The 13,843-nt window shown below is 64.9% G+C and carries 7 protein-coding genes; all 7 read left to right on the top strand.

Annotation, left to right across the window (positions count from 1 at the left end):
- Positions 1–55 precede the first annotated feature (55 nt).
- Complete coding sequence (gene polA / locus ACFQB0_RS05095) at positions 56–2,743, top strand: DNA polymerase I (RefSeq protein ID WP_386728366.1); 2,688 nt, start codon at positions 56–58, stop codon at positions 2,741–2,743.
- A gap of 40 nt (positions 2,744–2,783) precedes the next feature.
- On the top strand, positions 2,784–4,460 hold the full coding sequence (locus ACFQB0_RS05100; RefSeq protein WP_386728369.1) for a DUF885 domain-containing protein: 1,677 nt from the start codon (positions 2,784–2,786) through the stop codon (positions 4,458–4,460).
- A gap of 189 nt (positions 4,461–4,649) precedes the next feature.
- On the top strand, positions 4,650–6,104 hold the full coding sequence (rpsA, locus tag ACFQB0_RS05105) for a 30S ribosomal protein S1 (RefSeq protein ID WP_386728372.1): 1,455 nt from the start codon (positions 4,650–4,652) through the stop codon (positions 6,102–6,104).
- Positions 6,105–6,191: 87 nt separating this feature from the next.
- Positions 6,192–6,809: a dephospho-CoA kinase gene (gene coaE / locus ACFQB0_RS05110; RefSeq protein WP_386728374.1), complete on the top strand. Its 618-nt coding sequence runs from the start codon at positions 6,192–6,194 to the stop codon at positions 6,807–6,809.
- Positions 6,810–6,854: 45 nt separating this feature from the next.
- Positions 6,855–8,921, top strand: coding sequence for an excinuclease ABC subunit UvrB (gene uvrB, locus ACFQB0_RS05115; protein WP_386728376.1), 2,067 nt, complete (start codon positions 6,855–6,857; stop codon positions 8,919–8,921).
- Positions 8,922–9,009: 88 nt separating this feature from the next.
- Positions 9,010–11,910 (top strand): excinuclease ABC subunit UvrA, encoded by a 2,901-nt coding sequence (uvrA, locus tag ACFQB0_RS05120; protein WP_386728379.1) that lies wholly within the window; start codon positions 9,010–9,012, stop codon positions 11,908–11,910.
- A gap of 16 nt (positions 11,911–11,926) precedes the next feature.
- Positions 11,927–13,786 carry an excinuclease ABC subunit UvrC gene (gene uvrC / locus ACFQB0_RS05125; RefSeq protein ID WP_386728382.1) on the top strand — a complete coding sequence of 620 codons (1,860 nt, stop codon included), beginning with the start codon at positions 11,927–11,929 and terminating at the stop codon, positions 13,784–13,786.
- Positions 13,787–13,843: the final 57 nt, after the last annotated feature.

A 13,843-nucleotide genomic window follows, 5' to 3' on the forward strand; every position in this document is an offset into this window, starting at 1 on the left:
TGTTCACCTTCGAATCGGGCCAACCGGTGTCTGGGGCGACTTGTAGGCTGGGGCTGTGTCGGACGCAGAAAAGCCTACCCTCCTCATCATCGACGGTCATTCCCTGGCATTCCGGGCGTTCTACGCCTTGCCGGTCGATAGCTTCCGCACGCAGGACGGGCAGCACACGAACGCCATCCACGGGTTCCTCTCGATGCTGATCAACCTGCTCAGGAACGAGAAACCGACCCACCTCGCCGTCGCTTTCGACATCTCGCGCCATTCGTTCCGCACCCGGGAATACCCCGAGTACAAGGGCACACGGGGCGAGACACCCCCCGAGTTCATCGGACAGATCCCCCTCCTGCAGGAGGCCCTGGCGGCCCTGAGCATCCGCACGATCGTGAAAGAGGACTACGAGGCCGACGACATCCTCGCCACCCTCTCGGTGCGGGGGGTCGAGCAGGGGTACCGGGTGCTGATCGTCTCGGGGGACCGCGACACGATCCAGCTCGTGAACGACGACGTCACGCTGCTCTACCCCAACACGCAGGGGGTGTCGCAGCTCAAACGCTACGATCCGGACGCGGTCATGGAGCGCTACGGCATCCGTCCGGAGCAATACCCCGATATCGCGGCGCTCGTCGGAGAGGCCAGCGACAATCTCGTCGGCATCTCCAAGGTGGGCGAGAAGACCGCCGTGAAATGGCTCGGCCTCTACGGCAGCCTCGACGGCATCCTCGAACACGCCGACGAGATCGCGGGCGTCGTCGGCAACAACCTGCGCGAGCAGAAGGACAACGCCGTCCGCAACCGGAGACTCAACCATCTGATCACCGACCTCGAGCTTCCGCTCGACCTTCCAGAACTCGAACGTCGGCCCATCGACGAACAGGCCGTGCGCGACATCTTTGCCAGGCTGGAGTTCCGCAGCATTCTCGAGCGCGTGCTCAAGCAGGAGGGTGGCGAGGGCATCCTCGCGGCGGCAGCCATCTCCGACGCCGTCGTCGACGAGGCGCGCAATGGCGCTCCCGCGATCCCGGTCGCCCAGAGCCTTCTCGACGAGGAGCTCGCCGGATGGCTTGCGCGTGCGGTCGTCGCGCATCCGGGTGGACTCGGGCTCTCTGTGGAGCTCATGGACGGCAAGGCCATAGGCTTCGGAATCGCGACGTCGAGCGAAACGGTGACGCTTCCCTGGATTCCGGAGCGAGCCGACTACGCTCCGTTCGAGGCCTGGCTTGCGAGCGACGCGCCGAAGATCATGAGCGACGCCAAGACGCAGCTCAAGGCGATGCGTCGGTCCGGCCTCGCCTTCGACGGCCTGGCGACCGACGTGCTCGTCGCCGGATGGCTCATCCGTCCGGGCGGCCAGGAGAAGTCGCTCGCCGATCTCGTTCAGCGTTATCTCGACGAGACCCTGCCGCAGACCGATGTCAACCAGTTGGTCCCCGACGAGAACTCGCCGTCTGGGGCGCCGGCGCAGGCTTGGTACACCCTCAGGGTCGCGCCGGTGGTGCTCGCATCGCTCGACGACGGTTCGCGGCACGTTCTCGACGCGATCGAGATGCCGACGCTCGCCGTTCTCGCTGAGATGGAGCTCCGCGGTGTCGCCGTGAGCCATTCCCAGCTCGCCGCCCTCTCAGAGGAGCTCGGCGAGAGTGTCGCCGGAATCGCGGCGAAGGCCTATGCCGAGATCGGTCACGAGGTGAACCTCGGCTCGCCAAAACAGCTCCAGGAGGTGCTCTTCGACCAGCTCGGGATGCCCAAGACGCGCGCCACCAAGACGGGCTTCTCCACGGACGCCGGAGCACTCGCCGACCTTCAGGAGAGCAACCCGCACCCCTTTCTGGGGCTGCTCCTCGAGCACCGCGACGCGACGAAGCTGAGGCAGATCGTCGAGACCCTCGACAAGGCGATAGACGCGAGTGGACGCATCCATACGACCTATGTGCAGATCGGCACCGCGACAGGCCGGATCGCTTCGAACGACCCGAATCTGCAGAACATCCCGGTCCGCACCGAGGACGGTCGTCGCATCCGCGCCGCCTTCCGCGTCGGCGAAGGCTACAAGACGCTGCTCACCGCCGACTACTCGCAGATCGAGATGCGCATCATGGCGCACCTCTCCGAGGACCCAGGACTCATCGAGGCGTTCAACGCCGGCGAGGACCTGCACCGTTTCGTCGGCGCCCGCATCTTCGGAGTCGCTCCGGAGGGGGTGTCGCCGATCATGCGCACGAAGGTCAAGGCCATGTCTTACGGGCTCGCATACGGTCTCAGCGCCTTCGGTCTGTCGAGGCAACTGCGGATCGAGACAGCGGAGGCCAGGCAGCTCATGACCGACTACTTCGCCCGCTTCGGCGCGGTGCGCGACTACCTGCGCAACGTCGTAGAGCAGGCGAGGGTCGACGGATATACGACCACCATCTACGGGCGTCGGCGCCCGTTCCCCGACCTGCAGAGTCCTCATCGGGTGCATCGCGAGGCGGCGGAGCGCCAGGCGCTCAATTCGCCGATCCAGGGCTCCGCCGCCGACATCATGAAGCTCGCGATGATCGCGATCGAACGCGACATCGCCGCACAGAAACTGGAGTCGCGCATGCTCCTGCAGGTGCACGACGAATTGATCTTCGAGGTCGCGGACGGAGAGGCCGATGCCCTCGAGAAGATCGTGAGGGCCGGAATGGGCGGGGGTGCCGAGCTGCTCGTGCCTCTCGACGTCCAACTCGGACACGGCGCCAACTGGGACGACGCCGCGCACTGAGGCGTCGAGAGATCCGTGCTCGCTGCCATAGTCTCGATCCATGACGGTTGAACAGCAGCGAACACCCTCGGCGATCGACCAGATCGCCGAGGACTGGGTCGATACCCTCGTCGAACTCGTGCCATCCCTCGGCACGTACATCGGTCGCGACGAAGCGAACGACAGCTACGGGGACTACTCGCCGTCCGGGCACGAGCAGCTGATGGCCGAGGCCAAGAAGGTCATCGCGAAGCTCGACGGAGCGACTCCTGTCGATACTGTCGATGAGGTGACGAGGACGGATCTCCGTGCCGAGCTCGCCCTCGAGGTCGAGAGCTCGGAGGCGGGCCTCCACCTCCGCGACCTCAATGTGATCGCCTCTCCCGCTCAGGGGCTTCGTGAGGTCTACGACCTCATGCCGACCGGCACCGTGCACGACTGGGAGAACGTCAGTGCGCGGCTCAGCAGACTGCCGGCGGCGGTCGACGGCTACATCGAGACGCTCCGCAAAGGCATCGCGGACGGAGTCACGCCGGCCAAGCGTCAGGTGCGCGAAGTCGCGGACCAGGCCCGCAAGCACGCGGCGCCCGATGGCTTCTTCGCGAGCTTCGTCGCCGGCGCAGCCATCGAAGACGGGGAGCTGTCCGCGTCCCTGACGCGGGAGCTCGCGAACGGCGCGGTCACGTCCGCGTCCGCCTACGGCAAGCTTGCCGCCTTCCTCGCCGACGAGCTCGAACAGGCCGCGACGGAACGCGATGCCGTCGGACGCGACATCTACGCCCTGCAGTCCCGCCGCTTCCTCGGGGCGAAGATCGACCTCGACGAGACCTACGAATGGGGTGTCGAGGAGCTGGCCCGCATGGTCGTGGAACAGGAATCGATCGCGAACGAGATCAAGGCCGGCGCGTCCGTCGAAGAGGCGATCGCATTCCTCGACGGTGACGCGAGTCGCAAACTGCACGGAACGGACGCCCTGCAGAGATGGATGCAGGAGACGAGCGACCGGGCGATCACCGAACTCGGTGCCACGCACTTCGACATCCCTGAGGAGATCCGCACCCTCGAGTGCATGATCGCCCCAACCCAGGAGGGCGGGATCTACTACACCGGGCCGACCGACGACTTCTTTCGCCCGGGCCGGATGTGGTGGTCGGTCCCCGAGGGGGTGACCGAGTTCGACACGTGGCGCGAGCTCACCACCGTCTACCACGAGGGCGTGCCCGGGCATCACCTGCAGATCGGCCAGGCCGTCTACAACCGTGCGAAGCTCAACACCTGGCGGCGCCAGCTGGCAGGCACCTCCGGTCATGCCGAAGGGTGGGCGCTCTACGCCGAACGTCTCATGGAACAGCTCGGCTACCTCGACGACCCGGCTGATCGCTTGGGCATGCTCGACGGCCAGCGGATGCGTGCAGCGCGGGTCGTTCTGGACATCGGCGTGCATCTCCAGAAGCGGCTGCCGGATGGCTCCGGCCCGTGGACGGCGGAGTACGCCTTCGAGTTCATGGGCAGGAACGTCAACATGAGCGATCAGTTCGTGCGGTTCGAGGTCAATCGCTATCTCGGCTGGCCCGGCCAGGCGCCGTCGTACAAGGTGGGACAGCGCATCTGGGAGCAGCTGCGCGATGAGGCCGAGGCTCGCGAGGGCTCGGCATTCTCTGTCAAGGAATTTCACCGTCGTGCGCTCGACCTCGGCGGTGTCGGCCTCGACACCCTGAAGTCGGCGCTGCAGAAGTAGCCCGGATGGCGGGGAGCCCCGAGCCTGCACCGCGCCAGATCATGCAGAAATGTCTCGGCTTGCCGCAGTCCGCGGAATCCGGCTAAGCTAGGATGTCACGTTTGTGATGTCCTATTCGCATGCCTCTCGCGGACTCAATTTTTCTTACCACGAGCGGCCCGATCCCGTCCGTACTGGAGCAACTACTACATGACAATCGCAACGACCGAAAAGGCACCCAAGCAGGTAGCTGTCAACGACATTGGCTCTGCTGAGGACTTTCTTGCCGCGGTCGAGAAGACTTTGAAATTCTTCAACGACGGAGACCTCATCGAGGGCACCGTCGTGAAGATCGACCGCGACGAGGTTCTGCTCGACGTGGGCTACAAGACCGAGGGTGTGATCCCCTCCCGCGAACTTTCCATCAAGCACGACGTCGATCCCAGCGAGGTCGTCAACGTCGGCGACACCGTCGAGGCCCTCGTTCTCCAGAAGGAGGACAAGGAGGGTCGTCTCATCCTGTCCAAGAAGCGCGCGCAGTACGAGCGCGCCTGGGGTGATGTCGAGAAGATCAAGGACGCCGACGGCGTCGTCACCGGCTCGGTCATCGAGGTCGTCAAGGGTGGTCTCATCGTCGACATCGGCCTGCGCGGCTTCCTTCCGGCGTCGCTCATCGAGCTCCGCCGCGTGCGCGACCTCACGCCGTACCTCGGCCAGGAGATCGAGGCGAAGATCCTCGAACTCGACAAGAACCGCAACAATGTCGTTCTCTCGCGTCGTGCGCTTCTCGAGCAGACGCAGTCCGAGAGCCGGACCACCTTCCTGAACAACCTCCAGAAGGGTCAGGTACGCAAAGGCGTCGTCTCGTCGATCGTCAACTTCGGCGCGTTCGTCGACCTCGGCGGCGTCGACGGCCTCGTGCACGTCTCCGAGCTGTCGTGGAAGCACATCGAACACGCCAGCGAAGTCGTCGAGGTCGGCCAGGAGGTCACCGTCGAGATCCTCGAAGTCGACCTCGACCGCGAGCGTGTCTCGTTGTCGCTCAAGGCGACCCAGGAGGACCCGTGGCAGGTCTTCGCCCGTACCCACGCCATCGGCCAGGTCGCGCCGGGCAAGGTCACGAAGCTCGTCCCCTTCGGTGCGTTCGTTCGCGTCGCCGAGGGCATCGAGGGCCTCGTCCACATCTCCGAGCTGTCGGGCAAGCACGTCGAGCTCGCCGAGCAGGTCGTGTCGGTGGGCGATGAGGTCTTCGTCAAGGTCATCGACATCGATCTCGAGCGTCGCCGTATCTCGCTGAGCCTCAAGCAGGCCAATGAGGGCGTCGACCCCGAGGGAACCGAGTTCGACCCGGCCCTCTACGGCATGCTCACGGAGTACGACGATCAGGGCAACTACAAGTATCCCGAGGGCTTCGACCCGGAGACCAACGAGTGGCGCGAAGGCTTCGACGCCCAGCGCGAGAAATGGGAGCAGGAGTACGCTGCGGCCCAGGCTCGTTGGGAAGCGCACAAGAAGCAGGTTGCTACCGCGAACGAGGAGGTTGTCGTCGGCGGCGATGTCGCTTCGGCCGGCGCGTCCTTCTCGAGCGAGACCGCCGTCGGCGGCACGCTCGCGGACGACGAGTCGCTCGCTGCTCTGCGCGAGAAGCTCTCCAGCAACTCCTGATCCGTTGGGGCCGGGTCCTTCTGGACCCGGCCTCCTCGATCGGGCTGTCAGGGGTCATTCGAGTCTGGCATGGATAGAGTTGGCTCCGTGTATGTTATTGGACTCACAGGCGGTATCGCCTCGGGAAAGTCGACGGTCGCGAGGCGACTCGTCGAGCATGGAGCCGTGCACATCGACGCTGACAAGCTCGCTCGTCGCGTCGTCGAGCCGGGCACGGAGGGGCTCGCGAAGATCCGCGAGGTCTTCGGGGACTCGGTCGTCGGCAAGGATGGAACCCTCGACCGAGAGGCGCTCGGCGCGATCGTCTTCTCGGATGCCGCCGAGCGCGACAAGCTCAATGCCATCGTGCACCCGGCGGTGCGACGACTTTCGAGCGAGCTCTTTGCGAAGGCTGAGGCGGAGGACCCCGACGCGATCGTCGTGTACGACGTGCCGCTGCTCGTCGAGGCTGCCGTCGATCACCCCTTCGACCTGGTCGTCGTTGCTCATGCCCAGAAGAAGACACGCGTCCAGCGTCTCGTCGAGGAACGCGGGCTGAGCGGAGAACACGCGCGGGCCAGAGTCGACGCCCAGGCGAGTGACGCGGAGCGGTTCGCGATCGCCGATGTCGTGATCGACACCGACGGCTCTCTCGCCAACACGATGAGCCAGGCGGACGCCCTCTGGCAGCGCATCAAAGACGAGAGTGCCGTTCGCGCCTCCTGACTCGCGGCCGTTCCGGTGTCGGACCCGGTCTTTAGACTGGAGGGCATGGAACCGACGCGCTCCGTCCGCCCCTTCGAGGTCATCAGCGACTACACCCCGAGCGGCGACCAGCCCGTGGCCATCGCCGACCTCGCCAACCGCATCAACGCAGGAGAAGCCGATGTCGTCCTGCTTGGCGCGACCGGAACGGGAAAGTCCGCGACGACCGCCTGGCTGATCGAGGCCGTCCAGCGCCCGACCCTGGTGCTCGCGCACAACAAGACGCTGGCTGCTCAGCTCGCCAACGAGTTCCGCGAACTCCTGCCGAACAACGCGGTCGAGTACTTCGTCTCCTATTACGACTACTACCAGCCGGAAGCCTACGTTCCACAGACGGACACCTTCATCGAGAAGGATTCGTCGATCAATGCCGAGGTCGAGCGATTACGGCATTCCACGACCAACTCCCTACTGAGCCGACGTGACGTCATCGTGGTCTCGACCGTGTCGTGCATCTATGGTTTGGGCACTCCCGACGAATATCTGAACGCGATGATGGCGCTCCAGGTGGGGATGCGCGTTGACCGCGACTGGCTCATCCGCAAGTTCGTCTCCATGCAGTATCAGCGCAACGACGTCGACTTCTCGCGCGGCAACTTCCGAGTGCGCGGAGACACGATCGAGATCATCCCGATGTACGAGGAGCTCGCGATCCGCATCGAGATGTTCGGCGACGAGGTCGAGGCGCTCTACAGCCTGCACCCGCTTACGGGCGATGTCGTGCGCAAGCTCGACTCGGTGGCCGTGTTCCCCGGTTCGCACTACGTTGCGAGCACGGAGGTCATGCAACGCGCGATCGTGACGATCCGCGAAGAGTTGGAGTGGCGACTCGCCCAGCTCGAGCGTGAAGGCAAACTGCTCGAGGCGCAACGCCTGCGCATGCGCACGACCTTTGACCTCGAGATGATGGAGCAGATCGGTTTCTGCTCCGGCATCGAGAACTACTCGCGGCACATCGACGGGCGTGAGCCGGGGGAGGCCCCCCACTGCCTGATCGACTACTTCCCCGACGACTTCCTCGTCGTCATCGACGAGTCGCACGCCACGGTTCCTCAGATCGGCGCGATGTACGAGGGTGACTCCTCGCGCAAGCGAACCCTGGTCGAGCATGGTTTCCGGCTCCCGAGCGCCCTCGACAACCGGCCGCTCACCTGGGACGAGTTCAAGAACCGCGTGGGCCAGACCGTCTACCTCTCGGCGACGCCGGGCAAATACGAGATGGGCATCGCCGACGGAGTGGTCGAGCAGATCATCCGTCCGACGGGTCTCATCGACCCCGAAGTCGTGCTCAAGCCGACGAAGGGTCAGATCGACGACCTGCTCGAGGAGATCCGGATCCGCGTTGAGCGCGACGAGCGCGTGCTCGTCACAACGCTCACCAAGAAGATGGCCGAAGAGCTCACCGACTTTCTCGGCGAGGCCGGCGTGCGCGTGCGCTATCTGCATTCCGACGTCGACACCCTCCGCCGGGTGGAGTTGCTCACAGAACTGCGCCAGGGGGTATACGACGTACTCGTCGGCATCAACCTGCTCCGTGAGGGTCTCGACCTGCCGGAGGTCTCGCTCGTTTCGATTCTCGACGCCGACAAGGAGGGTTTCCTGCGTTCGTCGACATCGCTGATCCAGACCATCGGACGTGCCGCACGCAACGTCTCCGGTCAGGTGCACATGTACGCTGACCGAGTGACGGACTCCATGGAGCGTGCCATCGAGGAGACGAACCGGCGCCGGGAGAAGCAGGTCGCCTACAACACGGCCAACGGCATCGACCCGCAGCCTCTGCGCAAACGCATCGCGGACATCACCGAGGTCCTGGCCAGGGAAGAGGCGGACACCGCGGCACTGCTCGCGGGGCGCGACCCGCGCAAGAAGTCGCCGACCCCGAAGCTGCGCCGCGAGGGTATCGCCGCCGAGGGTGCGAACGAGCTGGAAACGCTCATCGCCGATCTCAACGGACAGATGCTCGAGGCCGCCGGTGAGCTCAAGTTCGAGCTCGCCGCGCGGTTGCGCGACGAGCTCTCCGATCTGAAGCGGGAGCTTCGGCAGATGGAGAAGGCCGGGCACCTGGGCTGACGCTCCGAGCAGGGTCGTTCGGAGCGCGTTCGCTACGGGCATGCGGCACTGAGCGCCGAGTGTCGGAGGCAGTGCATAGACTTCTGAGGTGTCAGTTTCACGCGTAGAGTCGACCTCCAAACTCAGTGTCCGCGGTGCCCGCGTGCACAACCTGCGGAATGTCGACCTTGAGATCCCGCGCGACTCCCTCGTGGTCTTCACCGGCCTCTCAGGTTCCGGCAAGTCCTCTCTCGCCTTCGACACGATCTTCGCAGAGGGGCAGCGTCGCTACGTCGAGTCTCTCTCGGCCTACGCTCGCCAGTTTCTCGGGCAGGTCGATCGCCCCGACGTCGACTTCATCGAGGGTCTCAGCCCGGCCGTCTCGATCGACCAGAAATCGACCAACCGCAATCCGCGGTCCACCGTCGGCACGATCACGGAGGTCTACGACTACATGCGCCTGCTCTGGGCGCGCATCGGCGTTCCGCACTGCGCGACCTGCGGGGAGCAGATCCAGCGCCAGACGGTGCAACAGATCGCCGACCAGCTCATGGAACTCGAGACGGGAACCCGTTATCAAGTGGTGAGCCCCGTCGTGTCTCAGAAGAAGGGCGAGTTCGTCGACCTGTTCAAAGAGCTCGCGGCGGCGGGATATTCGCGTGCGCTCGTCGACGGCGAGCAGATCCAGCTCAGTGAGCCACCGAAGCTCAAGAAGCAGGTCAAGCACGATATCGCTGTCGTCGTCGACCGCCTCGTCGCGTCGCCCGACATCCTGAGCCGGTTGACCGACTCCCTGGAGACAGCGCTCCGCCTGACCGATGGTCTCGTCACGATCAACTTCGTCGACAACGAAGGTCCCGGCTCGTGGCAGACCTTCTCTGAGAAGCTCTCCTGCCCCAACAACCATCCGATCCAGCTCACCGAGATCGAGCCGCGCACGTTCTCGTTCAACGCCCCCTTCGGCGCCTGTCCGGAATGCTCCGGTCTCGGCACCCGGATGTCCGTCGACGAAGACCTGCTGCTCGGAGACCCGGAACTGAGCATCGCCGAGGGGATCGTGTTGCCTTGGACGACCCAGGGCAAGGGACTCTTCAACTACTACGAGAAGCTCCTCGAGGGACTCGCACGCGATCTCGACTTCTCGCTCGACACCCCATGGCAGGAGCTGAGTCCCGAGGTGCGCAATGCCGTGCTGCGGGGCGACAACTTCGAGGTCCGGGTCAAATGGAAGAATCGCTACGGTCGCGAGATGAGCTACACCTCCGGCTTCGAGGGCGTCGTGCCCTACATCGAACGTCAATACCTGCAGGCCGAGACAGACACGCAGCGCGTGCGCTGGTCGGAGTACCTGCGTGAGATCCCCTGCCCAGTCTGCCAGGGCAAACGTCTCAAGCCCGAGGTGCTTGCCGTGCTCGTGCACGAAGAGAGCATTGCGGATGTCTGCGAGCTGAGTCTCATCGAGGCGCGCGCCTTCATGGACAAGCTCGAACTCACCGACCGCGAGCAGGCGATTGCCGCGCAGGTGCTGCGCGAGATCAAGCTCCGCCTCGACTTTCTCATCCGCGTCGGGCTCAACTACCTCAACCTCGCTCGGGCCGCCGCGACGCTCTCGGGCGGTGAGGCGCAGCGCATCCGTCTTGCGACGCAGATCGGCTCCGGTCTGACGGGGGTGCTCTACGTGCTCGACGAGCCGAGCATCGGCCTGCATCAGCGCGACAACCGGCGTCTCATCGAGACACTCGTCGCGCTACGCGATCTCGGCAACACTCTCATCGTCGTCGAGCACGACGAGGACACCATCCGCACGGCAGACTGGATCGTCGACATCGGCCCGGGGGCCGGGATCAACGGGGGTCGTGTCGTCCACTCGGGCTCGTACGAGGACCTCCTCGACAACAAGCGTTCCGTTACCGGCGACTATCTCGCGGGCCGCAGGGAGATCGTCACGCCGCACACCCGTCGACCGGTCGATCCGGCGCGTGAGATCACGGTCGTTGGCGCCGAAGCGAACAACCTGCGCAAGGTGACCGTGAGCTTTCCGCTCGGAACCTTCATCGCGGTCACCGGCGTGAGCGGCTCCGGAAAGTCCTCGCTCGTCAACGACATCCTCTATCGGGTTCTCGCCAACCGTCTCAACGGTGCCAGGAAGCTGCCGGGCAAGCACACCAGGGTCACAGGAGTAGACCACCTCGACAAGGTCATCCATGTCGACCAGGCACCGATCGGGCGTACGCCGCGTTCGAACCCGGCGACGTACACGGGCGTGTTCGACCGCATCCGCACGCTGTTCGCGGAGACGGCGGAGGCGAAGGCGCGCGGCTACCTGCCGGGGCGCTTCAGCTTCAATGTCAAAGGGGGCCGCTGCGAGGCGTGCTCCGGCGACGGGACGATCAAGATCGAGATGAACTTCCTGCCGGACGTCTACGTCGACTGCGAGGTCTGCCACGGCGCCCGCTACAACCGTGACACGCTCACCGTGCACTACAAGGGCAAGAACATCGCCGAAGTCCTCCAGATGCCGATCAGCGAAGCGGCCGAGTTCTTCGAGCCGATCTCGGCGATTCACCGCTACCTCAAGACGCTCGTCGAAGTCGGACTGGGTTACGTCACGCTCGGACAGAGCGCTACGACCCTGTCAGGTGGTGAGGCTCAGCGGGTGAAGCTCGCGACCGAGCTGCAGAGGCGCTCGAACGGCCGCAGCGTCTACGTGCTCGACGAGCCGACGACGGGGCTCCACTTCGAGGATGTGCGCAAGCTGCTCATCGTGCTCAACGAGCTCGCCAACAAGGGCAATACGGTCGTCGTGATCGAGCACAATCTCGACGTGATCAAATCGGCGGACTGGGTGATCGATCTGGGGCCGGAGGGAGGCTCAGGTGGCGGGCGTGTCATCGCCACCGGAACGCCCGAAGACGTGGCGGCGAACAAGAAGAGCCACACGGGAGTATTTCTGCGCGAGATCCTCGCGGCGGACGCCGGGACGACGGCGTTGGCGAAGGCCGCGGGGTAGCAGCAGGACCTGCGGCATGGCGAATGTGCTGAGCTACCGACCGAAGACCGGTGAGATTCCCACAGAGCCGGGGGTGTACCGTTTCCGCGACCTCTCGGGGAGAGTGCTCTACGTCGGCAAGGCAAAGAGTCTCCGCGCACGACTGAGCAACTACTTCGCGCCGCTCGAGAGCCTGCACGAGCGCACGCGACGCATGGTGACGACCGCGGCGAGCGTGGAGTGGACCGTTGTCGGCAGCGAGGTCGAGGCGCTCCAGCTCGAATTCACCTGGATCAAGGAGTTCGACCCGCCGTTCAACGTCATGTTCAAGGACGACAAGTCCTATCCGTACATGGTCGTCACCCTCGCAGAAGAGGCCCCGCGTGTGCTCGTCACCCGAAAGACCGGCATTCGCGGAGCACGCTACTTCGGCCCGTATCCCAAGGTGTGGGCCGTCTACGAGACCATCGAGCTCATGCTCAAGGCGTTCCCGATCCGCACCTGCAAGGAATCGGACTACAAGCGCGCGATGCAGACAGGCAAGCCGTGTTTCGCCGGCCAGATCGGGCGGTGCTTCGGTCCCTGCTCCGGCACGGTGACCATCGAGGAGCACCGCGAGGTCGTCAAACGTTTCGTGAGTTTCATGTCGAGCCAGGATCGGCGAATGATCGCCGAACTCACTCAGGAGATGCATGCTGCGTCGGTCGCACAGAATTACGAGCTCGCGGCGAAACGCCGCGATCAGGTCTTGGCTCTCGAGGCGGTGCTCGAGAAGAGCGCCGTCGTGCTGCGCGACTCCGTGGACATCGACCTCTTCGGCATCGAGCACGACGAGCTTGCCGCGGCCGTGCAACAGTTCATCGTGCGCGGAGGTCGCATTCGCGGTGTGCGAGGGTGGATGGTCGACAAGGAGCTCGACGTCTCGATGGGGGAGCTCGTCGACTCGATCGTTCAGACCGTCTATTCCGATGGATCCGTCCCTCCCCGTGAGATCGTCGTTCCTGAGCTGCCGGACGACGCGGTCGCGCTCGAAACATGGCTCACGGGCCTCGGAACGGGCAAGGTGCAGCTTCGTGCCGCGCAGCGCGGTGACAAAGCCGCCTTGCTGGAGACGGCGACGCAGAACGCGAAACACGCGCTCATGCTCTACAAGACCCGGCGCAGCTCCGATTTCACGGCGCGATCCAGGGCGCTCGAGGACATCCAGGAGGCGCTCGGCATGACCGAGGCTCCGCTGCGCATGGAGTGCTACGACGTCTCCCACCTGAGCGGCACGAACATCGTCGCGTCGATGGTCGTCTTCGAGGACGGCCTGCCCCGCAAAGACGAATACCGTCGGTTCAGCATCCCCGAGTCGACGGACGACACGGACTCGATCTATCGCACCCTCGCCAGGCGCCTGGCCTATCTCGCGGATCCGGAGGAGGCCGACGCTCTCGAGGTCGCGCCGAAGCGTCGCAAGTTCAGCTACCGGCCCAATCTGCTCATCGTCGACGGCGGTCAGCCGCAGGTGGAGGCCGCGGCGCGCGCGATTCGCGAATCGGGTGTCGAAGGCATCCAACTCTGCGGCATCGCGAAAAGGCTCGAGGAGATCTGGCTGCCGGATTCCGACTTTCCGGTCATTCTGCCGCGCAGCAGCGATGCGCTCTTCCTGTTCCAGCGCATCCGCGACGAGGCGCACCGCTTCGCCATCACACATCAACGAGCCCGGCGCAAGCGCGACATCGCCTCCGTTCTCAACGAGGTGCCCGGTCTCGGCCCTGCACGGGTCAAGGTGCTGCTTCGGCATTTCGGGTCTGTCGCGCAGCTTCGGCGGGCCGACGTTGAGGCGATCGCCGAGGTCCGCGGGATCGGACCGGCTCTCGCGGAGGGCGTCCACCGGCACTTGCGCTCCTGAAAGCCTCGCGGATCGGTAGGCTGTAAGCCCACCCACCTCCGACCGAAGGCGCGACCC

The organism is Luethyella okanaganae (genome assembly GCF_042660285.1).
GTDB lineage: Bacteria > Actinomycetota > Actinomycetes > Actinomycetales > Microbacteriaceae > Luethyella > Luethyella okanaganae.